This is a genomic window from Trichocoleus sp. FACHB-90 (assembly GCF_014695505.1).
In the GTDB taxonomy this organism is placed as follows: Bacteria; Cyanobacteriota; Cyanobacteriia; order Cyanobacteriales; family FACHB-T130; genus Funiculus; species Funiculus sociatus.
Genome location: NZ_JACJOK010000051.1, coordinates 1 through 21,133, shown reverse-complemented (window position 1 = coordinate 21,133; position 21,133 = coordinate 1). Strand labels below are relative to the sequence as shown.

The 21,133-nt window shown below is 44.6% G+C and carries 26 protein-coding genes; 14 read left to right on the top strand and 12 right to left on the bottom strand.

Going from position 1 to position 21,133, the window contains the following annotated elements:
* Positions 1–144: a hypothetical protein gene (locus tag H6F74_RS14160; RefSeq protein ID WP_190442130.1), complete on the top strand. Its 144-nt coding sequence runs from the start codon at positions 1–3 to the stop codon at positions 142–144.
* A gap of 61 nt (positions 145–205) precedes the next feature.
* Here the strand turns inward: H6F74_RS14160 and H6F74_RS14155 are convergent, their stop codons facing one another.
* The 4 genes from H6F74_RS14155 to H6F74_RS14140 are packed head-to-tail and all read right to left on the bottom strand — an operon-like array spanning position 206 to position 2,898.
* The gene (locus H6F74_RS14155; protein ID WP_190442128.1) at positions 206–1,015 is read right to left on the bottom strand and encodes an ATP-binding cassette domain-containing protein; all 810 of its coding nucleotides are present in this window, start codon (positions 1,013–1,015) and stop codon (positions 206–208) included.
* A gap of 25 nt (positions 1,016–1,040) precedes the next feature.
* Positions 1,041–1,814, bottom strand: coding sequence for a cobalt ECF transporter T component CbiQ (gene cbiQ / locus H6F74_RS14150; protein WP_190442118.1), 774 nt, complete (start codon positions 1,812–1,814; stop codon positions 1,041–1,043).
* Positions 1,815–1,830: 16 nt separating this feature from the next.
* Positions 1,831–2,193 (bottom strand): PDGLE domain-containing protein, encoded by a 363-nt coding sequence (locus H6F74_RS14145; RefSeq protein WP_190442116.1) that lies wholly within the window; start codon positions 2,191–2,193, stop codon positions 1,831–1,833.
* A gap of 3 nt (positions 2,194–2,196) precedes the next feature.
* On the bottom strand, positions 2,197–2,898 hold the full coding sequence (locus H6F74_RS14140) for an energy-coupling factor ABC transporter permease (RefSeq protein ID WP_199301223.1): 702 nt from the start codon (positions 2,896–2,898) through the stop codon (positions 2,197–2,199).
* A gap of 320 nt (positions 2,899–3,218) precedes the next feature.
* Here H6F74_RS14140 and H6F74_RS14135 point away from each other — a divergent pair, with 320 nt between their 5' ends.
* From H6F74_RS14135 to H6F74_RS14120, 4 genes are read left to right on the top strand one after another with little or no spacing between them, the layout of a single operon-like run.
* Positions 3,219–3,458: a hypothetical protein gene (locus H6F74_RS14135; protein WP_190442111.1), complete on the top strand. Its 240-nt coding sequence runs from the start codon at positions 3,219–3,221 to the stop codon at positions 3,456–3,458.
* A gap of 9 nt (positions 3,459–3,467) precedes the next feature.
* Positions 3,468–4,217: an SDR family oxidoreductase gene (locus H6F74_RS14130; RefSeq protein ID WP_190442109.1), complete on the top strand. Its 750-nt coding sequence runs from the start codon at positions 3,468–3,470 to the stop codon at positions 4,215–4,217.
* On the top strand, positions 4,217–4,951 hold the full coding sequence (locus tag H6F74_RS14125; protein ID WP_242022093.1) for a 2-phosphosulfolactate phosphatase: 735 nt from the start codon (positions 4,217–4,219) through the stop codon (positions 4,949–4,951). The genes H6F74_RS14130 and H6F74_RS14125 overlap by 1 nt, the downstream gene beginning before the upstream one ends.
* A gap of 26 nt (positions 4,952–4,977) precedes the next feature.
* The gene (locus H6F74_RS14120) at positions 4,978–5,319 is read left to right on the top strand and encodes an AAA family ATPase (protein ID WP_190442107.1); all 342 of its coding nucleotides are present in this window, start codon (positions 4,978–4,980) and stop codon (positions 5,317–5,319) included.
* A gap of 74 nt (positions 5,320–5,393) precedes the next feature.
* Here the strand turns inward: H6F74_RS14120 and H6F74_RS14115 are convergent, their stop codons facing one another.
* On the bottom strand, positions 5,394–5,834 hold the full coding sequence (locus H6F74_RS14115) for a VOC family protein (RefSeq protein ID WP_190442105.1): 441 nt from the start codon (positions 5,832–5,834) through the stop codon (positions 5,394–5,396).
* Between the two features lie 25 nt (positions 5,835–5,859).
* The gene (locus H6F74_RS14110; protein ID WP_190418112.1) at positions 5,860–6,369 is read right to left on the bottom strand and encodes a TIGR02652 family protein; all 510 of its coding nucleotides are present in this window, start codon (positions 6,367–6,369) and stop codon (positions 5,860–5,862) included.
* A 115-nt stretch (positions 6,370–6,484) separates the two neighbouring features.
* Here H6F74_RS14110 and H6F74_RS14105 point away from each other — a divergent pair, with 115 nt between their 5' ends.
* The 3 genes from H6F74_RS14105 to H6F74_RS14095 all read left to right on the top strand — a co-directional run bounded on the left by H6F74_RS14105 (position 6,485) and on the right by H6F74_RS14095 (position 7,624).
* Complete coding sequence (locus H6F74_RS14105) at positions 6,485–7,021, top strand: gamma carbonic anhydrase family protein (protein ID WP_190442283.1); 537 nt, start codon at positions 6,485–6,487, stop codon at positions 7,019–7,021.
* Positions 7,022–7,118: 97 nt separating this feature from the next.
* A complete protein-coding gene (locus H6F74_RS14100) occupies positions 7,119–7,238 on the top strand; it encodes a photosystem II protein Y (protein ID WP_190418116.1) in 120 nt (39 codons plus the stop codon).
* 104 nt (positions 7,239–7,342) lie between these two features.
* A complete protein-coding gene (locus tag H6F74_RS14095) occupies positions 7,343–7,624 on the top strand; it encodes a hypothetical protein (protein ID WP_190442104.1) in 282 nt (93 codons plus the stop codon).
* Between the two features lie 229 nt (positions 7,625–7,853).
* Here H6F74_RS14095 and H6F74_RS14090 read toward each other — a convergent pair whose 3' ends face one another.
* Complete coding sequence (locus H6F74_RS14090) at positions 7,854–8,069, bottom strand: NAD(P)H-quinone oxidoreductase subunit O (protein WP_190442102.1); 216 nt, start codon at positions 8,067–8,069, stop codon at positions 7,854–7,856.
* Between the two features lie 492 nt (positions 8,070–8,561).
* Here H6F74_RS14090 and uraH point away from each other — a divergent pair, with 492 nt between their 5' ends.
* The 4 genes from uraH (at position 8,562) to upp (ending at position 12,734) form a co-directional block, all read left to right on the top strand.
* Entirely contained in the window at positions 8,562–8,924 is a 363-nt protein-coding gene (gene uraH, locus H6F74_RS14085) for a hydroxyisourate hydrolase (protein ID WP_190418123.1), read from the top strand.
* Positions 8,925–9,259: 335 nt separating this feature from the next.
* Positions 9,260–10,525 carry a GTP cyclohydrolase II gene (locus H6F74_RS14080; RefSeq protein WP_190442100.1) on the top strand — a complete coding sequence of 422 codons (1,266 nt, stop codon included), beginning with the start codon at positions 9,260–9,262 and terminating at the stop codon, positions 10,523–10,525.
* A gap of 87 nt (positions 10,526–10,612) precedes the next feature.
* Positions 10,613–11,821 carry a URC4/urg3 family protein gene (locus H6F74_RS14075; protein WP_190442098.1) on the top strand — a complete coding sequence of 403 codons (1,209 nt, stop codon included), beginning with the start codon at positions 10,613–10,615 and terminating at the stop codon, positions 11,819–11,821.
* Between the two features lie 277 nt (positions 11,822–12,098).
* The gene (upp, locus tag H6F74_RS14070) at positions 12,099–12,734 is read left to right on the top strand and encodes a uracil phosphoribosyltransferase (protein WP_190442096.1); all 636 of its coding nucleotides are present in this window, start codon (positions 12,099–12,101) and stop codon (positions 12,732–12,734) included.
* Here the strand turns inward: upp and H6F74_RS14065 are convergent, their stop codons facing one another.
* The 5 genes from H6F74_RS14065 to H6F74_RS14045 all read right to left on the bottom strand — a co-directional run bounded on the left by H6F74_RS14065 (position 12,735) and on the right by H6F74_RS14045 (position 18,365).
* Positions 12,735–13,397: an HAD family hydrolase gene (locus tag H6F74_RS14065; protein ID WP_190442094.1), complete on the bottom strand. Its 663-nt coding sequence runs from the start codon at positions 13,395–13,397 to the stop codon at positions 12,735–12,737.
* Positions 13,394–14,326: an ABC transporter permease gene (locus tag H6F74_RS14060; protein WP_190442092.1), complete on the bottom strand. Its 933-nt coding sequence runs from the start codon at positions 14,324–14,326 to the stop codon at positions 13,394–13,396. Before H6F74_RS14060 ends, H6F74_RS14065 begins: the two co-directional genes overlap by 4 nt.
* A 61-nt stretch (positions 14,327–14,387) precedes the next feature.
* Positions 14,388–15,431, bottom strand: coding sequence for an ABC transporter permease (locus H6F74_RS14055; RefSeq protein ID WP_190442090.1), 1,044 nt, complete (start codon positions 15,429–15,431; stop codon positions 14,388–14,390).
* A 214-nt stretch (positions 15,432–15,645) separates the two neighbouring features.
* Entirely contained in the window at positions 15,646–17,148 is a 1,503-nt protein-coding gene (locus H6F74_RS14050) for an ABC transporter ATP-binding protein (protein ID WP_190442088.1), read from the bottom strand.
* 152 nt (positions 17,149–17,300) lie between these two features.
* Positions 17,301–18,365 (bottom strand): BMP family protein, encoded by a 1,065-nt coding sequence (locus H6F74_RS14045; protein WP_190442086.1) that lies wholly within the window; start codon positions 18,363–18,365, stop codon positions 17,301–17,303.
* Between the two features lie 284 nt (positions 18,366–18,649).
* On the opposite strand from H6F74_RS14045, the gene codB reads away from it, so the two are divergent.
* Positions 18,650–19,939, top strand: coding sequence for a cytosine permease (gene codB, locus H6F74_RS14040; RefSeq protein WP_190442084.1), 1,290 nt, complete (start codon positions 18,650–18,652; stop codon positions 19,937–19,939).
* A gap of 109 nt (positions 19,940–20,048) precedes the next feature.
* Complete coding sequence (locus H6F74_RS14035; protein ID WP_199301221.1) at positions 20,049–21,008, top strand: isopenicillin N synthase family oxygenase; 960 nt, start codon at positions 20,049–20,051, stop codon at positions 21,006–21,008.
* Positions 21,009–21,133 lie beyond the last annotated feature (125 nt).

Sequence of the window (21,133 nt, the reverse complement as noted above, 5' to 3'; positions counted from 1 at the left end):
ATGGCGAGTGATGGTGTAGAGACAGATAAAGCGATCGCATCCCCGACTGCATTCGGGGGTGATACTCAACTTACGGGAACTAGCGTTGCTGGTATCCTATTTTTATTAATTTTTCAGGTATCTATATATCTTAAGTTAACTTAATTGATCCCCATCCGTGAGGCTGGTTATGGGCATTGCTTTTGTAATTGGGCGCTTCTGGGTGTCAAGCTTCATGGGAAGCATGAAATATCGGTTTTCTGAGGGGTTTCACAGGAGCATCTTCCAGCTGACAGTAAGGGCGACTGTAGCATAGTGGCGATTCTAGCGCGTGCTTAACCAAAAAATCTGAATCGTTCATCACTCGCTCCGTTTCGCCATCGTACACGATTTGTCCTTGACTCAGGACAATAGTGCGATCGCATATTTCCAAAGCCATGTCTAAATCGTGGGTTGCAATTAGTTGCGTCAGCGGTAAGCTTAACAGCAACTGAATTAATTGACGGCGAGAACGGGGATCTAACTGCGCTGAGGGTTCATCAAATACTAATACTTGCGGGTTCATTGCCAACACGCCTGCGATCGCAATCCGTTTTTTTTCCCCCCCCGACAAATTTTCCGTGTTGCGATTTCCGTAGTGTTCTGGATCGATGTCAACTGCTGCCATTGACTGAAGCACTCGATTTTGCAGTTCTTTGTCTCGCAGGCCCTGATTCATCGGGCCAAAAGCAACATCCTCCCAAACTGTGGGCATAAACAGTTGATTATCTGGATTTTGAAATACCAGCCCGACAAAATTCCGAATTTGTCGCATATTTTCCGAATTTATAGACCACTCCCCTATTTTTATCTCTCCTTCTTGGGGCAGGATAATCCCATTCAGATGTAACTGCAACGTAGACTTTCCGGAACCATTAGCACCAATTAATGCTACTCGTTCATTTGCTCTGATAGACAGATTTATTCCTTTTAAAGCTTGAGTTCCGTCTGGGTAAGTATAAGTAAGATTTTCAATTGATATAGGATTATGGTGCATGGCAACAATTTAAAATAAAACTTATTTATAAAAGGTATATTGCTTGTCCAATTAGCGCCAAAATTATTGTCAAAGTCAGGGCTATCATGTCATTTCGTCCTCCAGGCGGCATCTTTTCTACAGGTGGTAGCCCCTGATAACCCCGCGCTAACATAGCTTGATAAACCCGATCTCCGCGTTCATAAGTGCGGATAAACAGCGATCCCATCATGTTGCCAATTACGAGACGTTGCCAACGGTTGCTACCCATTAAGTTGCGAGATGCTGCTGCCCGACGCATGGCGTTAAACTCACCGATTAAAACACCGATGTAGCGATACATTGAGGCAAGAATTGCCACCAACAATGGTGGAACCCGCAACGCTACTAAGGCATTTAAAAGTGCGGGAATAGAAGTAGTTAAAGTTAGCACATTCAGTATTATTAGGGATAGCATCGCTTTGAGTGTCACGCTACCCAAAACCATCAAACCAACTGTAGTAATTCTTAGCGGCCCCCAAGACCAAATTACCTCGCCACCCTCCCGGAACAAAGTGCCTAGAAGCACAGCGCCGATGAATGCAAATTCAACGGCTATTCGCTTCAGCAGCACTGTCCCAGTTACGCGACTAAGCCGGATAATAGTTAGAACGCCTAATCCATAGATTGCCCAAGTCCACCAGCGTCCGTTTGGCGTTAGCGCGATCGCAAACACAAGCAGTAGGGTACACAGGACGCGAGTCCGGGGAGCTAACGAGTGCCAGGGTGTATTCTTCTTGCTATCAACATCCAACTGAACTGCACCAAGGTGTAGCAGCATTCACCTAATTTCCTATTTATTCCCTTGGTGGATTGGGATAATCTGAATCATCAGTTGGTGCAGAGTTGCGAACAACTAATTTACCAATTCCCCAAGCCAAGCCAAACGTTGCTAAAGTTCCGATTAAACCTGCAATCGGGGTGGCAATTTGTTCCGGTACGCCTCTGACGGCATATTCTTCAAAAACGCTGTAAAAGGGCAGTTTTCGGGCTGGTGCGTCTTCTGCTGCTTTATTGTCAAACTTATGATCTTGAGCTACCCTATCTAGTCCGTCTGGATCTGAACTAGCGAAGGGGGACAAGAAAATTGCAATTAGCAGGGCAGTTCCTAAGCCAGCGATGATAAAAGCACGGTTGCGTTCACGAGACAGGCTACTCATAATTTAGCGCGTTGTATACGAACGAGATGCGGACGAATAAGCTCTGCGGGGTGGGTCGAAGAAAAGATCGGGACGCGATCGCCAAACAAAACTCACTGCTATGACTGTGATTATTGCTTCTCCAATGCCGATCAGTACGTGCCAAAATGCCAATGCCGATATCGCTACTCCTAATGGCGCTGTCTCGGAAAAAGCGAGTTGCACTGCGGTCAACATTGCCGCAATAAATACGCTCGCCCAAGCTGCAACTGCTGTGCCAGCTAACATTCCTCGCCAAGTATCCCGACCTAGAGCAAACCGAATTGCTTTGTATAAATAGTAACCACAAAACGTACCAACCAATCCCATGTTGGTGATGTTGGCTCCCAGCACTGTCAAGCCGCCGTCCTGAAATAAGACAGACTGGACGATGAAAACTGCTGCCATTACCAGCGATCCAGCCCACGGGCCCAGCAAAACTCCGGCTAGTGTACCTCCTAGCAGGTGTCCAGATGTACCGCCGGGAATTGGGAAATTAATCATTTGGGCAGCGAATATAAAAGCGCCACAAACTCCCATCAAAGGTACTGCCCGTTCTTTGTAGTCAGCTTGGACTCGATTTAGGGCGATCGCAATCAATCCGATGGCAAGTAGCCATGTCACTAAGATCACAGGTAGGGTCAAGAACCCATCCGGGATGTGCAAGGCTAAGTGCGGCTGTATCATCCAATGCAACAGACTTGAGGAGGAAATACTAAGTAGCTCTACTGAAAATATCATCAATAAATGTTCTCTAGAGGACAATCTTAATAGTGACAGCCCTCTAATAAAACCTTTCTTTGGGTAAAAATTCAATCCTATAGGGGGGCATATTCACTTAAGAATTTCTCATTTAAAATTAAGAAAATTTTAAGCTTTATTACTTCAATTTCTAATTTATTTCAAAAGGTAGATGGATTGAGGAGCAAACCGTAGGTGTTGATAAATAAATGTAACTTAGTATACGCGATCGCTTAAATTAAAGAATTTTCAACGCAGTACGTGCCATGTTGGCAGAGGAAGAATTTCCGGCGTTGCTCAATGAGAGTATGAACTACACAGGAACCGGAAATCCTGAAATCTTAGATATTGTAATAACAATTGGAGCGAGTGATATGATGCGTGCTTACCGTGTGTCTTGCCATTCTTACCGATATGAGCGCAGTTACATTCGGGTCACTGCATCAGGATTTTCCTCAAATACTACTACTATGCAACGCCAAAAAATCTATAAGCTTAGAAATTAAGGAGTATGTATGGTAGGAAAATTAGACGGAAAAGTGGCAATCGTCACTGGAGCATCGGCTGGCATTGGTGAGGCGACTGCGATCGCGCTAGCAGCGGAAGGCGCACAGGTAGCGATCGCAGCAAGGCGTTTTGACCGACTGAATGCGATCGCAGACCGTATTGCAACGACGGGTGGAAAAGCATTGCCAATCGTGGCAGACATCACCGATGAAACCCAAGTTCAGAACCTAGTGGAGAAAGCAAACACTCAATTGGGTCGAGTCGATATCCTCGTCAACAATGCGGGGATTGCTCTGTCAGGCAATATTGAGGGCGCAAATACCTCTGACTGGCGACGCATGATCGATCTCAACGTTTTGGGATTGATGTATGCAACTCATGCAGTTCTTCCCATCCTCAAGGCACAAGGACGGGGACATATCGTTAACATTTCATCCGTTGCAGGTCGAACAGCAAGGGTAGGCATCGGTGGCTACAATGCCACAAAATGGGGAGTCAATGGCTTCTCGGAATCGTTGCGGCAGGAAGTGTGCAAGCACAACATTCGCGTCACCATCATCGAACCAGGCATGGTGGATACAGAAATCGACAGCCACATTACCGATCCAATAGCCAAACAACGCACCGAAGAACGGCGTAAATCGATCGTACCTCTGCAAAGCGAGGACGTTGCAGCGGCGATCATTTATGCCGTGACGCAGCCGCCGCGGGTGAATGTCAACGAAATTCTAATTCGACCCACCGACCAAGACTGGTAATGAACCGCACAATGACCTTCTACAATCAATCTGATTTTGAAGTGCGGTGTGAGTGGGGAGAAAAGGGCGTTGAGCAATTAAGTTCAATTAGCGATGTCATTATCATCGTAGATATTCTCTCATTTTCGACTTGCATTGAAATTGCAAATAGTCGAGGAGCCATTGTCTTTCCCTTCCAATGGAAGAACGAATCTGCACAAGAATTTGCGAAGTCCGTTGATGCAGAATTAGCAGGTAGACGGGGTGATAATAGTCGTTATTCGCTTTCTCCCTTATCCTTGAGCCAGATCCCTAAAGGTACTCGGCTGGTGCTTCCTTCACCCAATGGTTCAACTCTCAGCTTGGCGACTGGAGAAACTCCAACTTTGGCTGGATGTTTGAGAAATTGCAGAGCAGTTGCTTTAGCGGCGATGAGTTATGGACATCGTATCGCTGTTATACCAGCCGGGGAGAAATGGGAGGATGGGAGTCTCCGCCCTTCGTTTGAAGACTTGATTGGCGCAGGAGCGATCGCCAGCTATCTCAAAGGTAGCCTATCGCCGGAAGCACAAACTGCGATCGCAGCTTATCGCAGCGTTCAACCTAATCTAAAAAGTCTGCTTAAGCAATGTGGTTCTGGTAGAGAACTGATTGAGAAAGGATTTGAACAAGATGTCGATTTAGCAGCAGAGTTAGACGTGAGCGATCGCATTCCTACACTGGTAGATAGAGCATATACACATCGAGCAGGTTAACTCAAGTGTCAGCGATGAACTAACTATTGAGCGATCGCTTCATTATCCCCAAAAAGTTGTACGGACGCGAAGCTGAAGTGCAAGCCCTGCTAGCAGCATTTGAGCGCGTTAGTGGAGGAAGCGCCGAGATGATGCTCGTTACTGGCTTCTCCGGTATTGGCAAAACTGCTGTCGTCAACGAAGTTCACAAAGCGAGGGAAACTGACGCTAAAGTTGAGCAGTGGAAGACTCAAATCTTGGCAGCATTGGGTGAGAATGCTCAAGTAGTTGTTGATGTGATTCCCGAACTAGAGCGGATTATTGATTCAACTCTTGACAAGCGATCGCGAACGGCGTTATCTCTTCTTAATGGGAGCTTATCTATCTAAAATCAGCAACGCCGAATTTCCTTTGTGTTCCTCTGCGCGAATATGGCGCGTACCTCGGCGTTAAAAATTTTCTTCTAAGCGTTACTCAAAACTCGGATAAATTCGAGGGGGAGTCCATCGGTATCGGCAATAAAGGCAACTTCGTAGACGCGATCGCTAATCATTTGCTGTGTTGGCTCTAAAAGCACCTTCAGTGGTTCAAATTGTTCTGGATTATTTTTTGCCGCTTCGTCAAAGCGTTCTTTAAGCGAGATTAACCAGGCCGGAAGGTCAGATGCGGCGTTGGTAATATCAAAAGATAAGTGGTAGTAACCGACGTAATGCTCATCTCCAAAAGCGTCGGGGGCTGGTTTCGGTTCCGGAATTTGAATCAGTTCGATGCGTCCAAGACTACCCTCCATCCAGCAGGCGAGGGTGTAGCCAGTAGTGAAGCGATCGCATACTGTAAAGCCTAATTGCTCGTAGAATGCGATCGCGCGATGAATATTCGCCGTCCTGATCGAAGCGTGGTGCATCTTTTTTGGATCTAAAATCGCTTGATCACTCAAACAACCGAAAATAAGGATATCGCACAGGGATACCCGGTTCTTTTTCCAAATCGAAATTAATCACTTCCCAGCAAGGTTCCTCTTCTGGTTCCGGACTAAACTCAACTGGCAAGCCATAAAGCCTCGGTCGTGGTGGGTCTGACTGACCCCGCCAAGGCGTACTGCGCTCAAGGTAAGCGCTAATCAACTCCCGATAGCGACTGGCAATAATAACCCGCGTCGCCCGGTAGCCTTGGGTATAGAGTCGGTCTAGCGCTTCGTGGATTTCAAACCGAATTCCGTCTGGATGCGTATGCTGCCTGTACCATTCATCATTCCACCTGCGCCAGTGACGCCCGGACTGTAGATGAACCAGTTCACCAGTTTTCGGGTCTGCCTCAAAAGCTCCATGACGCGGACACAGATAGGTATCAGTTAGCGTCAAGGCTGGAATTGTCTGGCGGCAGTGAGGGCAGTGAATCTCCGCGCCGAAGATGGGATACTGTAAACCTGGATTCATCATGTAATGCGTATCGGCATATATTCTCTATGCAACAGTCGCAGTGGCTTTATTATATCTGTTGGAGTGCTTGTGGGCATTCTGTCCATTGATTGAGCCTGTGAACAACGAACGCCAAATGTTTCCAACCTCTTCCTCTTATTGGTCTAGTCCGGATCTTTCTTTAGCTGCCTTTGTCGCGCCGAATGCTGTTGTTATGGGTTGGGTAAAGATTGCCTCTGGGGTCAGCATCTGGTACGGGGCGGTTGTGCGGGCAGATATTGAGCGCATTGAAATTGGAGAAGGAACGAATATCCAAGATGGTGCTATTTTACATGGAGATCCGGGCAAACCAACCATTTTGGAAGATTGGGTTACTGTAGGGCATGGCGCTGTGATTCATTCGGCTTATATTGAACGAGGATGCCTGATTGGGATTGGTGCTGTGGTGCTGGACGGTGTGCGGGTGGGTGCTGGTAGTATTATCGGTGCTGGCTGCGTGGTGACTAAAGATGTGTCGCCTTTGTCGCTGATGGTGGGTGTCCCTGCGAAGCGATCGCGCGATGTCTCTCCAGAGGAGGCGGCAGAACTTATCGAACACGCGAGGAGCTATCAGAAGTTAGCCTTAGTTCACGCAGGTAAGGGTACGGATCTGGGATTTGCAACGCTTTACTAATTGTTTGGCGTTGGTGTGTAAAACTGACCCGGTTCGGATAACAATTAAAAATGAGAATTTTTTAAAAATCTTCAAGCATCAAGCGAGGGAACTGAGAATGGATATCGATTTGCGTATAGCGGTGGTTCTACTGCCTGTCATCCTGGCTGCTAGTTGGGCTGCGTTTAACATTCTTCCGTATGCCTTGAAACAAATCCAAGGGTTTCTTAACAGATAGTAAACAAAACTCATCTGCGTAGGGTGGGCATTGCCCACCCTACAGGTTTGGTCACTTAAGAGTCAACTTGAAACCTTCTCAGGTGCTTACAAGGCTACCTACCCTTGGGGTTACAATCGTTCAAACGCCAAGGGACACCCTACCGTTTAAGCATAGCGATCGCTTGCTCAATACTCTCCCGCACAGATTTCGCGGAAGTATGGAGGGCATCACGTTCAGCTTCAGATAGACCCAGTTCCAAACTGCTTTCGATACCGCCACGTCCCAGGCGACAGGGAACTAGCACCGCCGACGATAGAGACGCGGTGCAAATGACTCGCCGGAGTTGGGGAGAAAGGAGAAAAGGGCATATAGTGACACGCGATCGCTACGGGTTTAGTTTGTAATATTTTGACCCGTTTCGACAGTCTGACCGTCGCGGATTTTACCGTAGATGCGATCGCTTTGGAGCAATTTCTTATCAGCCCTGTTTCACTTCTACTACACCAGTCATCTATCCACAGAGATATTTTTAAGCTACACCTTCTCCCTTTTTTCTTAGCCCCCCTTAAAAAGGGGGGTTGGGGGGATCAAACGTGTAGCCTCACAAAAGTAAAATGGGATTAGGATTTAAATTTACTTGAACGGTTCGAGCTGATCCATACGCAACCAGACGTTAGGTGCTGGCATCTGACCAAACTTTATCAGTGCGTAGTCACCCCGCACTTGTACAACTTCACCCTTGGTGTCAAATATATAGGGTGGAAAGCGGGAGTCGCTAGCTTGAGATTCCAGACTGTTTTCCAACTTCTCGCGAACTGCGCGGACTAAATCGCCACTCTTTACTGCCATGCTCTTTTCTCTATGTTTTTCACTATTTTAAGGTCTGTGAGGACGCGAGAATCATCCGGACAAGGGAATTAAAAGTTTAAAATGGAATTTATGGAGTTTTCAAGTCACATTTTTTTCCTATAATCCGCAGGTTGCCAGAAAACAGTAAAGTATTATAGTCACTGGGCTAGGCTTAAGCTTACCCGCAGCTATAGCAGTTCTAAATGATTCGTGAATGCGAGATACCCAACTTCTTTAAGAAGTTGGGTATCTGAAATGCTGGCTCACAACTCAAATATCATTGTTATATTCCCTAAAATAGATTACGCGGCTAAAGTTGATTCCAAAACAGTTTCAACGGGTTTAAGTTTCTTAAGATGAAATAAATATCACTGCTCTTAAGTTAGTGCCAGAAAACAGTACGGTGTTATACAAGCTGGGCTACGTTTACCAAGCGTGTATTTTATTTTTAATTGATAAAATATCTCTAACTATTAACTTTTTGGTAAAGCTATGGCAGCTAGTCTCACGACTCATGTACTCGATACCACTCAGGGCTGTGCAGCTAGTAATATGGCAATAGAATTATGGTTGCTGGAACCGGAAAGTGGAAATAAAAAATTACTAAAAAAAGTATGTACTAATGCTAATGGACGCACCGATCGACCGCTGCTATCTGAAGGTGAATTAGCAATAGGTGTTTACGAGTTGGTGTTTGCAGTCGGAGACTACTTTGCTCAAAAGTCAGATGCGATCGCTACGCCACCTTTTTTGGATCGCGTCCCGGTACAGTTTGGTATCGCCGATCCAACCGCCCATTACCATGTTCCACTACTCGCGTCGCCTTGGGCGTATAGTACCTATCGTGGCAGCTAACTGCCGCCAAATTTACTGTTTGTTTTACATATTTTAGTTTTAAATAGTAGATTATAGACGCATCCCCGTGGGTTAAGCGCCAGCCTTAAGCAACAAATGTAAAAAAGAGCGTTGGGTTTCCTGATCTCAACTCAAACCACGCAACTTTATAAAAATCAACTATTAGTTACATTTTGTAGCTAATCATACTGAATTAATGTGCAGCAACCCAAAAAGGGATTTTACTGGAAAAAATATTTTTTGAGCGAAAATATAATTGGTATGATCGAAGTTTATTTGCGATCGCAGTTAAATATCACTTCTAGGGCTGCATCTTTAGCCAGTTTGAGAACCTTATGGAAACGCCGAAAGCAGTATCTAAGCACAAGCATATTGTTTTAACATCTCATCCGGGTAAATCTGGTCAAAAACCTATTCCCATTAACTGGGGAGAAAGCGATCCAATTAAACGGGGGCCAATAATTGGGACAGTAAGAAACGCAAATCACCGGAATGTAATTGGTACGCATTCTGGATCTTATGCTGTGTATCGGGCGTTAGCGATCGCATCTGGCGCACTCCAGGCAAATCACCGCGCTGATTTGACAAATACCTCGCCAGTTGTCCACATCGGGTCGCATCCCAGTTGGTCTGATGCTAACAAAATTGTTTGTCTCGATCCATTTGGTGCCTTGGTGGGAGGAGCTTACACCACACTTTACGAACAAGGACACGATATTTTACCTACCATTGCCATTACCAAAGCGCATATTAATATGCCAGAATTGCAAGACTCAATAGTTAAAGGGCGCTTGCAAGTTGACGGTAAAATCCTGAAAAATAATGGCAGTTTAGTAGTAACTAAAGTAGCAATAGATCCAGTTTGGTATCTGCCAGGAATTGCCCAGCGACTCAAGATTAATGAAAGTGATTTACGGCGGATTCTTTTCCAACAAACGGGTGGAATGTTTCCCGAACTGGTGACGCGCCCAGATTTACACGTCTTCTTACCACCAATTGGCGGAACAACAGTTTATTTAATTGGAGAAGTAGAAGCAATTACCAATCCCAGCAAACTTCTAGCCGTGCGCGTACACGATGAATGCAATGGTTCCGATGTGTTTGGTTCCGATATTTGCACCTGTCGCCCTTACCTAGTACACGGCATAGAAGTTTGTATTCAGACAGCACAAGAAGGTGGTGCGGGTGTAATTGTTTATTTCCGAAAAGAAGGACGCGCCTTGGGAGAAGTAACTAAGTTTCTAGTTTATAATGCCCGCAAACGGCAGGAAGGAGGCGATAGCGCCGAGGCATATTTTACGCGCACAGAATGTGTAGCCGGGTTGCAAGATATGCGCTTTCAAGAATTAATGCCAGATGTCTTGCATTGGCTAGGAATTACTCGAATTGACCGTTTAGTTTCAATGAGTGATCTGAAGTATAACGCAATTATTTCTTCAGGCATTGAGGTGATTGAACGCATAGCCATTCCTGATGATTGGATTCCGGAAGATGCACGAGTGGAAATCGCGGCCAAGCAAGCAGCAGGTTACTATACGCCGGGAGAAGTGCCAGATGCGGTAACTCTTGCGGAAATTAAAGGAAGGGGTTTAGGAGATTAAACCCAAAGGTACGCACAGGAAAGCGCAAAGGTTAACTTTCCGTTCCTCGGCGCTTTCCTGGGGGTTACAAGAGCGTTTAAAATTATTATGAGCGAACTGATTGCGTATTTGAAAAGTCCGGCGGCGATTCGAGAAAGATGCGATCGCATTTTTCAATTATGCTGTGAAGGCAAATGTCACTTTCGAGTAGATTTAACTCAACTCGATAAAGTTGCTGATTATGTCATTGAGGTGATGCGCGATGACTATCCGGATTTCAATATTCCTTTTCACAGTCGCTGGCGACATTTTGAGGTAGGGAATGTATCGCGCATCGCTGAACTCGATGATGCTTTGGCGAAACTAAGCCCAGTTGAAAAAGCCCAAGTTAAGTTTGATTTGGCAATTACCAGCGTGTTGCTGGATGCGGGCGCGGGTGCAGATTGGCAATATCGCGAACGGGAAACGGGACAGGTGTTCCGGCGTTCGGAAGGGTTAGCTGTGGCAAGTTTCCGGATGTTTTGTCAAGGCGCTTTTTCTAGTAATTTGAAATTGCCATTACAAGCTGATGCTGATGGATTGCAAAATTTAACACAACAAACATTAGCAGAGGGTTTTCAGGTGAGTCTTGAAAATTCGCTGGTAGGTGTGGAAGGACGGGTTAATCTGCTACAAAAGTTGGGACAGGTACTGTGTCAACATCCTCAGTTTTTTGGCAACAATAACCCGCGCCCCGGCAATTTGGTGAGTTATCTTTTAAGTCAATCGTTTGATGGTAAGCTGAAAGCCAGCACTGTTTTAAAAACTATTTTGACGGGACTAAGTGATATCTGGTCGGGGCGAATAGTGTTCGCAGGAGAAAACTTAGGCGATGTTTGGTTTCATCCAGCTTTGCCAAAAGATGATCAATACATTCCGTTTCATAAACTTTCCCAGTGGTTAACGTATTCTCTTTTAGAACCACTTCAGGAAGTCGGTTTAGAAATTATTGGGTTAGAAGAACTCACCGGGCTGCCAGAATATCGCAATGGTGGTTTATGTTTAGACCTGGGTTTGTTACAAGCGCATTCAGATGTTTTTCAAAAATGTCATGCTGTTGATTCTGAGGTGATTGTAGAATGGCGGGCGTTAACTGTTTGTTTGTTAGATAAAATTGCGGAGATTATCAGACAAAAATTGAATTTGAGTGCTGCTGAATTACCACTGGTGAAAGTTTTACAAGGAGGAACCTGGAGTGCAGGGCGCAAAATTGCCGCAGAATTGCGAGAAGGCGGCGTTCCTCCAATTCAGATAGAAAGCGATGGAACGGTGTTTTAATAGAGTAAGCGCTGACTCAAGCCCTGAACTAAAGTACCCTTCGGGAACGCTACGCGAACGGGCTAAAAGCTTAAGCCCGTTTTAACGGGCTTAAAAGCCTGCTATATATGGATTTAAACTTGTTAAAACAGGTTGTAGCTTTGAAAAGTAAATTTTAATTCAAGGCTCTTAAATCAGTGCTATTTCACTTTTTGTTTGTTCTTTTCTGCGTCAGCACACTTTGTTTGTATAGCCCCATAATGAGAATCTGTGGGCATCTTTGGAGAGGAATTTATTAATGAATGCTAAAGTTACTGTAATCGACCATCCCTTGATACAGCATAAGCTGACGCTGATGCGCCAAACAGAAACCAGTACGGCAAAATTTCGTAACCTCCTCAAAGAAATTGGGATGTTATTAGCCTACGAGGTGACGCGAGATTTGCCGCTGAAATATGAAGAAATTAAAACCCCTGTTGCGCCAATGTTGGCACCGATGCTGGCTGCTGATAAAAAGATGGTAATTGTCTCAATTATGCGGGCAGGACAGGGAATTTTGGATGGTATTTTAGAACTAATTCCTTCAGCTAGAGTAGGACATATTGGTTTATACCGCGATCCGCTTACTCATGTTGCTGTTGAATATTATTTCAAGGTTCCTAGTGATATTGAACAGCGGGATGTTTTGGTTGTCGATCCCATGTTGGCAACGGGAAACTCAGCCGTCGCTGCTATTGATCGAATTAAGGAAGTAAGCCCGATGTCAATCAAGTTTTTGTGCTTGTTGGCAGCACCAGAAGGGATTTCACACTTCCAACTTGAACATCCGGATGTTCCCATTTATACGGCTGCTATTGACGAAAAGTTAGACGAACACGGCTATATCGTACCGGGACTTGGGGATGCAGGTGATCGCTTGTACGGGACACAGTAGTTATTCTTTCTGGATAATTGAAATCAATTCAGAAATATCGTTAACTACAAAAGTTGGATTGAGTGCCAAACATTTTGCGCGATCGCCATAGCCATAAGCAGCCCAACAAACATCTAATCCAGCGTTTTTAGCAAACAGTAAGTCTACGTGACTATCGCCAACAACTAGAACTTCATTACTTTGAATGTCTGGATAAATCGGCTGTATAGCTGAATAAAATACGCTGGCATCGGGTTTTATTGCCGTTTGTCCATCATCTCCAATAACCAAATCGAAGTAACTATTAATTTTTAGTTCTTTTAAGGCTAAATTAAGAAATTTAGTATGTTTGACGCTAACAATTACTAAGTTCAAACCCTCAGAAGATGCCGCATTCATGACTTGGTTCACCCCAGAAAATAAATTGATTTTTAATAAGCCTTCTGTCCGATAAAAGAATCTGTAAGTTTCAATCCATTGAGGAATTTCTTCGGTAGCGATCGCTGGATGGAAAATAGTGAAAGCTTCGGCAAGCGGGACACCTATTACTGACTGAATCTGTTCTTCAGTTGGTGGCTTGATATTAAATGTCTGGAAGGTCTTTATAGCGCACGATATAATAGCTGGATGCGTAATTGCTAAAGTGCCATCAAAGTCAAAAATAATTAATTGATATCGACTCATTGTTCGCGACTTTCAGGAATATAAGGAATACCAAGGGCGGCGGGAGGTGTGGACTTGCCAGCTAATCCTACTAAAGCTAATAAAGCAATAATATAAGGCAACATTACCAAAAATTGATAGGGAATATTCAGATTAAAAGCTTGAATTCTTAGTTGCAAAGCTTCGGTTGCACCGAATAATAAACAAGCCAAAACTGTGCTGACGGGATGCCACCTGCCAAAAATCAAAGCTGCAAGGGCGATAAATCCTTTGCCAGCACTCATATCTTCTACAAAGAATTTTACGTGAACTAAGGCGAGATAAGCTCCTCCTAAACCCGCCAGACAACCGCTGAGGGCGACTGCAATATAACGTACTAAGGTGACAGAAACTCCGGCTGTATCAGCAGCGCGGGGATATTCTCCAACAGCGCGTAGAGATAAGCCTAAACTTGTACGGAATAGTATATAAGTTATGAGTGGAACTAACAGAAATAGTAAATAAATTAGAGGGTCTTGATTAAAGAGTAAAGTACCAATAATGGGAATATTGTGTAGTCCGGGAATGGCAATCGTTTGAATACCTGGTAGTTGTTGCGTCTGCCCACTATTAAATAAAACCCGCGCCCAAAATGAAGTCAATCCAGCGGCGGTTAGATTGATGGCGAGTCCAGACACTAACTGATCTACTCGGAGGGTAACACACAGATAAGCATGGAGCAATCCGACAATTCCTCCGATTATTATTGCTAACAGTATGCCTAACCAAACATTACCTGTAAAAAAGGCTCCGGCTGCGCCAGAAAAGGCTCCTGTTAGTAACATTCCTTCTAAAGCAATATTTAGCACTCCCGACCGTTCTGAGAAAAGTCCCCCAAGGGCGGCAAATGCTAAGGGTGTTGAGAGGCGTAGGCTGGCAACTAAGTAGTCGGTGAAAAAGTTGATGTCCATTAATTGTGGGTTAGAGATTTGGCAACCCTGGCAAATAGAAATCGCCCGGAAAAGGTAAGTTTTAATTTTTAATTTTAATTTGACGTTCAATTGCAAAACTGATGGCAATGAACAAAACAGTTAAACCTTGGATGGCGTATACTACAGTGACGGGAACGTTGGCGCTGCGCTGCATGACATTTGCGCCGCTGCGGAGGATTCCGAAAAATAGGGAGGTGAGGACGATACCAATTAAGTTACCACGACACAGGAGAGCGATCGCGATCGCATCAAATCCATAGCCGGGTGAAAATCTGTCAAATAGTCGGTATTTTAGCCCCATGACTTCACCAGCGCCCGCTAATCCTGCCAATCCTCCGGCTAACGCCATCACGAGCATAATGGTGCGTTTTACCGACATTCCCGCGTAACGGGCGGCTGTCGGATTTTGTCCGACGGCTTCGATCTGGTATCCTAGAGGCGATCGCGCAAACAATACCCATAACAATCCGGTAGCGAATAACCCGATAAAAATCCCGGCGTGTGTCTGTGTTTGCGGCAAAATCAGGGGTAATCGGGCGGATTCGGCAATTAGCGCGGAATAGGCACTTGGCGCACCCGGCTGCTTCAGGGGATTGTTTACCAGGTATCCCACAAAGTTGAGCGCCACATAATTGAGTAATAGGGTGGTAATCACCTCATTCACACCCCGCACCGCTTTAAGATATCCGGGAATCCATCCCCAAACGGCACCTAAGAGGAATCCTCCCAGCAACGCTAGCGGTACGTGAATCAAGGCGGGTAATCCTTGCAGATATAAACCCACCAAGACGCTACCAAGTCCCCCCATATAAATTTGCCCTTCAGCACCAATGTTGAACAAACCCGCTTTCAACGCCACCAGAACTCCCAGGCTGGCTAATAGCAAGGGTGCGGTTTTGGTGATGGTATTGCCAAAGCCGTAGTAATTGGCTAGGGATTCTTGAAAGAGAATACTGTAGGCGGTGATCGGGTTGGCGTTGGAGAGAGAGATGAGGATAGCGCCGACAATCAGCGCAGATGCGATCGCAATGATGGGCGATAGAATTGGTAGCAAAACGGGTTGAATGCGATTAGTTTTCGTCATGCTACAATTTGCCGGATGTAATTGCATTCACTGTATGTTCGTTTAGCATAAATCTCGATATTACGTCTGAATTTCTTTGAAAGTTACATATAATACTTTTGTATGTATCCAACCGAGAAAACCCGTCTAAAGATATTCGGCACTCGGCAAACGCAGATTAGGATTGTAAGATAGAAAGCTCAGAATTTACATATCCAGCAATCTATTTAAATTTTTACCTGGAGATACCTTTTAAATTACCACCAGTCATTAAGTAACCAACTTGTTCAATCATGGCAGTAGCAGCATCTAAAATATCAACAAATTGACCTTCATACATAATAGCAATGCGATCGCTCATCGCCATAATTTCTTCTAACTCTGTGGAAATATAGAGAATTGCCGCACCTCGTTCTCTTTCAGCTAACAAGCGTTGCTGCACATATTCAGTCGCGCCCACATCCAAGCCGCGTGTAGGTTGCATCGCCACAATTAAACTTGGTTTACCAGAAAGTTCTCGTGCCAAAACTACTTTTTGTTGATTTCCTCCCGACAATTGACTAACTTTAATAGAGTGATTTTCGCCCCGAATATCAAAATTTTGCATCGCCTCCATAGCACGATGATTAATCGCTTCATACTGGAGAAACCAGCGACGACAAAACGGCATAAATTTAAAAGTCTTAAGAATGAGATTTTTGGCAATACTAAATCCCATCACCAAGCCCATTTTCTGCCTATCCTCTGGAATATAAGCTGTAATTCTTTCTTTCCGTCTTTTCTTTGAGTTTAAAGAGTGGTTGGTTATTCTACCCGAAGTAATAGCACGTAACCCTGAAATCGCATCCGCCAACTCCCTCTGTCCATTCCCGTCAACGCCAGCAACTCCCAAAATTTCGCCCGCACGAAGTTGAAAACATACATCTTTCACAACCGGAAAATTCCGCTCATCCTGCACCTGTAAATTTTCAACTTCTAACACCACTTCGCCAGAATCACGCGCAGATTTATCAAGTTTAAATAAGACCTCTCTACCAACCATCAATCGGGCTAATTCCTGACTGTTGGTATCTGAGGTTGTTGTTGTCGCCACCACCGCACCCCGCCGCAATACGGTGACAGTATCGCAAAGATTCATCACCTCTTCTAATTTGTGACTGATAAAAATAATCGTGCGTCCATCAACTGCCAACTGACGCAAAATAGCAGCTAAAACTTTCACCTCTGGCGGCGTTAGTACCGCTGTTGGTTCATCTAAAATTAGCAGTTTTGCTTGACGGTAAAGTGCTTTGAGAATTTCAACCCGTTGCTGAACTCCTACAGGTAAATCTCCGACTTTGGCTAAGGGGTTTACATCAAGATTGTAAAAGCGCGACATTTGCGCGATCGCTTGACTTTTCTCCTTTAAATCTAACCGCCAATCAAACTTGGTTCCCAGTATAATATTTTCCGTTACTGTCAACTGCGGCACCAACATAAAATGCTGGTGAATCATGCCAATACCGTGCGCGATCGCAGCGCTTGCGGAGTCAATTTTTACTAACTTATCTTGCAGATAAATATCCCCAGAATCAGGCTGGTAAAGTCCGCAAAGGATATTCATCAAAGTAGTTTTACCAGCGCCGTTTTCCCCCAGTAACGCATGAATAGAACCGCGATTAACACCCACGCTAATGTTATCATTAGCAATAAAATTGCCAAAACGTTTTGTAATGCCATTAAGACGTAAATAAGTCATTTTTTCCTCGTTACTGGGCTGTCGCCTAGTAATGCTTTTCAGCAGACTCCAGCCTTCAGTATAGAACGAAAGGCAGAGCCTCTTATATATGCGTTCCCAGTCCCCAGCCTGGGAACGAGAAAATGTTTAGCCGCGAATTATATTCGCCTTGATTACGCTTGCTTCAGGCAGCGAGTATCTTTCCCACCATCTTTGCAAGCTTCAAACGTGACTTTTTTAGTTAAAATTGCATCTTTCGTTTGGGCTACTTTTTGCTGCAAATCTGTTGATACTGCCTCATTGTATTTCCCAATATAAAGAATATCTGGTTTTTCCAAACCAAGAGTGTAAATTTCCCCTTTGAGATTACCTTTCACAGCGAGATCGGCTAAGTATGCGATCGCTAAATCAATTCGCTTCACCGCACTGGTTAACACCGATTTCGGCGCAACCTCCAACTGATCCGCTGTATTGCCAAAGGTGTAAACTCCCTTCTCAGCAGCAGTTTGCAACACCGCTGGCGAAGCATTATCCAACCACTGATAAATTACATCCACCCCAGAAGAAATTAACGCCAACGTTGCTTCCTTCGCCTTAGCAGCATCGTTCCAGTCACCCGTATAACTTGCAGCTACTTTAATATCAGGCTTAACCGACTTTGCACCTAACTCAAATCCCCGCAATTCTTCATCCGTTGCTTGAAAAGATTGGGCAGCAAGATAAGCCATTTTATTTGATTTTGACATCGAAGCTCCCAGGATGCCGCACAAATAACTTGCTTGCAAGTGATCTATCCGCAAAGATGCCATATTCGCCCCAGTCACCGCACCATTGACACCCACAAAAAACGTCTTGGGAAATTGTGGTGCTACCTGTTGAATTGCTGCATCAAATTGTCCGCCGTGAGCATACACTAAGTTGTAACCACGTCGCGCAAAATCTGATAAAGCTTCTGCCTGATCTGCTTGTTCTACTTTCTCAACATAAGCGGTTTCAACTCCTAGTTTCTCCTTAGCAGTTGTCACGCCTTGATAACCTGTTTGATTCCAAGCTTTATCAGTAATAATTCCTGGTAGCACAATAGCTGTCTTGAAATTTTTAGCATCACCGACGGCAGAATTTTCTGCTGTCGGTGTTGTGGAATTTTGATTAGCACTACAAGCTTTCAGCAGTAAACTGGTGCCAAAAGCAGCTGAACCATAAATGATAAAGTCACGCCGATTATACCTGAAAGCCATGTTTTTTCCTCCTACTGAGCTGGTAGCGATCGCGTCTAAGATTTAGCAATTTGAGTATTGCACTAAAACAAAATCGTGTATGTCACCATTATTTGACTGAGTTAAGACAAAATAAGCATTGATGTAGTTAAATTAATACTTCTGTAGTTACAGATGGTATTCTGATATACATTTAACCGTGTCAGAGACTGCTGAAGTTAACTAGGATACGGATCGGCTGCGCGATCGCCTTCAAAATGACTTAATTGCCTTTAGTCCTTAATTAAGCATTACCTATTAGTTATATGAGTACCACCTCAGAACCAGAGTTAGTACAATCGCAAGCCAATGAAGATTATCCTCTAAGCGCCGTTCCCCTGGAGGCGCGTAAATCTTTCTGGTCGTTGGCTCCCCTGCTGATGGGTTTTACACTATATTCGGGGACATTATTCGCCGGGGGTTTAGTTGGCCCCGCCTACCGCTTTTTTCCCGATTTAGTAGGCTTGATTATCATCGGTAACTTAATTCTTGGTGTCTACGCCGCCGCACTCAGTTACATTGCTGCCAATACAGGACTTTCTACAGTTCTGATGGCACGTTTTAGTTTTGGTAGCATTGGTTCTCGCTGGGTAGATTTTATCTTGGGATTTACGCAAATTGGCTGGTATGCGTGGGGGTCGGCGCTGATGGCTGAATTAGCAAATAAGCTGTTAGGAATTCCGACAGGATGGAACTGGTTAATTATCCTATTTTTTACCTATTTTTTCTGTTCCACCGCTTATATTGGTTATCGGGCGATGGATTGGCTTTCGCGCATAGCCGTTCCCGCGATGCTGATTTTGATGTTTTGGAGTTTAGCGATCGCACTCGGTAAAGTCGGCGGTTATAATGGTTTGCAAGCTATCGTGCCATCAAAACAGCTAGGAATTGGCGAAGCTTTGACAATTATTGTCGGCACCTTTGTCTCAGGCGGAACTCAAGCAACTAACTGGAGTCGTTTCGCTAAAAATGGTAAAACAGCCGCGATTAGCACTCTAGCAGCTTTCTTCTTTGCCAATGGCTTTTTAATCTTTTGTGGTGCCTTCGGCGCATTGGTTTACGGCAACGAAGATATTGTACAAGTAATGGCACTACAAGGATTATTATTTTGGGGTTTGGTGCTGTTGTTTTTGAATATGTGGACAACGCAAGATAATACTATTTATGCTTTTTCAGTAGCAGGCGCTCATATGTTTCGCACCAACAAGCGGACTGCTTTCGTATTGGGTGGGGCGACGGTGGCGCTAGTTTTGGCTTGGGGTGGTATTTATAATATGCTAATTCCTTACCTAATCCTTCTCGGAACCTTCATTCCTCCCATTGGTGGGGTGGTGATGGCAGATTATTGGTTGCGTCATCGGGGTGAGTTTCCATCTTTAGAAGAACGGCAACCCGCGTTTAATTGGGCTGGAATTATTGCTTATGTGTTAGCCAGCACGATCGCATACGTCGCACCTGGAGTTAAGCCGGTTAACGGCATTATTGCAGCGGTAATTCTCTACTTTGTTCTGAGCAAGGTTATTCCGCAATCTTCGTCAAAAAAGGCAATTTATTGATTCTTGAAGTTAGAATTTTTGCAACAATTATTGCGATTGGACGCCGTTGTATAATCTCTCATTCGCCTGCGCTATACGTATAACATCATATCTGCAAGAAAATAAAACGATGACTAAAACATTGGTTAATATTCCTATCATTGATTTTGAACCTTTTCTCAGCGGTGATGCCGAAGCGCGGCAAGCTGTTGCCAGACAGATTTATCATGCTTGCCATGAAATCGGGTTTATGTACCTGAATTTGGGAATACCAGCAACGTTAATAGACCATTTATTTGCTCAAACAAAATTATTTTTTGAGCTACCATTTGACGTAAAAAATAAACTAGCGTGGGTTGATAAATTCAGCAATCGCGGTTATGTTGGTGTAGAGCGAGAACGCCTCAATCCGGATAAGCCAGGAGATTTGAAAGAAGCATTTAATGTAGGGAAAGAAGTTAATCCTGAAGAAATCTCAACGCAGGATAAGTCTTCTTTAATTATGAATCAGTGGCCTGTTGGAGAAGAAAAGTTTCGCCAGACGGTTTTGGAATTTTATCAAGCTTGTGCTGAAGCTGCTGATAAGATATGTCAAGCATTTGCGATCGCTCTCGAATTACCAGAGTCCTTCTTCGCTGACAAGCACGATCAGCAAAATTATACTCTACGGCTACTTCATTATCCCCCACTGGAGCAAGTAGCCAAACCCGGACAAGTGCGTGCTGGCGAACATTCCGACTATGGCAGTTTCACCTTACTATTTCAAGATGAAGTTGGCGGTTTAGAAGTTCGCACTGCTGATGGCGAGTGGATCGCTGCACCCTACATTCCGGGTACTGTTGTCGTGAATACAGGGGATTTGATGCAACAGTGGACGAATCACGAATTTTGCTCGACCAAGCATCGGGTAATGGTTCCCAGCGATGATAGAGTCAAGCGATCGCGTTATTCCGTTGCTTTTTTCTGCCATCCCAACAACGACGCGGAAATTGCCTGTATTGAGAGTTGTCAAGGAGAAAATCGTCCCCCACTTTATCCACCCATTTCAGCGGGAGACTATCTCCTGAGTAGATTACAAGCAACCTACTAAAGAAACTGAAAACAGGACTTACGCAACTGGCTCACGCGAGCGCCATTCAATAGTACGGATGTATTATTTACAGCGAACCGCCAAAGAGGCTCTTACTCAAATTAGTAATAGTAATTGATAGCGTG

Bases quoted from the DNA above. Each gene is read 5' to 3' on its own strand.
- H6F74_RS14130 (WP_190442109.1), top strand. From the start codon at position 3,468: ATGGTAGGAAAATTAGACGGAAAAGTGGCAATCGTCACTGGAGCATCG.
- H6F74_RS14110 (WP_190418112.1), bottom strand. From the start codon at position 6,369: ATGATGAATCCAGGTTTACAGTATCCCATCTTCGGCGCGGAGATTCAC.
- H6F74_RS14080 (WP_190442100.1), top strand. From the start codon at position 9,260: ATGGAAACGCCGAAAGCAGTATCTAAGCACAAGCATATTGTTTTAACA.
- H6F74_RS14065 (WP_190442094.1), bottom strand. From the start codon at position 13,397: ATGAGTCGATATCAATTAATTATTTTTGACTTTGATGGCACTTTAGCA.
- H6F74_RS14125 (WP_242022093.1), top strand. From the start codon at position 4,217: ATGAACCGCACAATGACCTTCTACAATCAATCTGATTTTGAAGTGCGG.
- upp (WP_190442096.1), top strand. From the start codon at position 12,099: ATGAATGCTAAAGTTACTGTAATCGACCATCCCTTGATACAGCATAAG.
- H6F74_RS14155 (WP_190442128.1), bottom strand. From the start codon at position 1,015: ATGCACCATAATCCTATATCAATTGAAAATCTTACTTATACTTACCCA.
- H6F74_RS14055 (WP_190442090.1), bottom strand. From the start codon at position 15,431: ATGACGAAAACTAATCGCATTCAACCCGTTTTGCTACCAATTCTATCG.
- cbiQ (WP_190442118.1), bottom strand. From the start codon at position 1,814: ATGCTGCTACACCTTGGTGCAGTTCAGTTGGATGTTGATAGCAAGAAG.
- H6F74_RS14050 (WP_190442088.1), bottom strand. From the start codon at position 17,148: ATGACTTATTTACGTCTTAATGGCATTACAAAACGTTTTGGCAATTTT.
- H6F74_RS14105 (WP_190442283.1), top strand. From the start codon at position 6,485: ATGTTTCCAACCTCTTCCTCTTATTGGTCTAGTCCGGATCTTTCTTTA.
- uraH (WP_190418123.1), top strand. From the start codon at position 8,562: ATGGCAGCTAGTCTCACGACTCATGTACTCGATACCACTCAGGGCTGT.
- H6F74_RS14135 (WP_190442111.1), top strand. From the start codon at position 3,219: ATGTTGGCAGAGGAAGAATTTCCGGCGTTGCTCAATGAGAGTATGAAC.
- H6F74_RS14115 (WP_190442105.1), bottom strand. From the start codon at position 5,834: ATGCACCACGCTTCGATCAGGACGGCGAATATTCATCGCGCGATCGCA.
- H6F74_RS14060 (WP_190442092.1), bottom strand. From the start codon at position 14,326: ATGGACATCAACTTTTTCACCGACTACTTAGTTGCCAGCCTACGCCTC.
- H6F74_RS14160 (WP_190442130.1), top strand. From the start codon at position 1: ATGGCGAGTGATGGTGTAGAGACAGATAAAGCGATCGCATCCCCGACT.
- H6F74_RS14140 (WP_199301223.1), bottom strand. From the start codon at position 2,898: ATGATACAGCCGCACTTAGCCTTGCACATCCCGGATGGGTTCTTGACC.
- H6F74_RS14035 (WP_199301221.1), top strand. From the start codon at position 20,049: ATGACTAAAACATTGGTTAATATTCCTATCATTGATTTTGAACCTTTT.
- H6F74_RS14045 (WP_190442086.1), bottom strand. From the start codon at position 18,365: ATGGCTTTCAGGTATAATCGGCGTGACTTTATCATTTATGGTTCAGCT.
- H6F74_RS14075 (WP_190442098.1), top strand. From the start codon at position 10,613: ATGAGCGAACTGATTGCGTATTTGAAAAGTCCGGCGGCGATTCGAGAA.
- codB (WP_190442084.1), top strand. From the start codon at position 18,650: ATGAGTACCACCTCAGAACCAGAGTTAGTACAATCGCAAGCCAATGAA.
- H6F74_RS14100 (WP_190418116.1), top strand. From the start codon at position 7,119: ATGGATATCGATTTGCGTATAGCGGTGGTTCTACTGCCTGTCATCCTG.
- H6F74_RS14090 (WP_190442102.1), bottom strand. From the start codon at position 8,069: ATGGCAGTAAAGAGTGGCGATTTAGTCCGCGCAGTTCGCGAGAAGTTG.
- H6F74_RS14145 (WP_190442116.1), bottom strand. From the start codon at position 2,193: ATGAGTAGCCTGTCTCGTGAACGCAACCGTGCTTTTATCATCGCTGGC.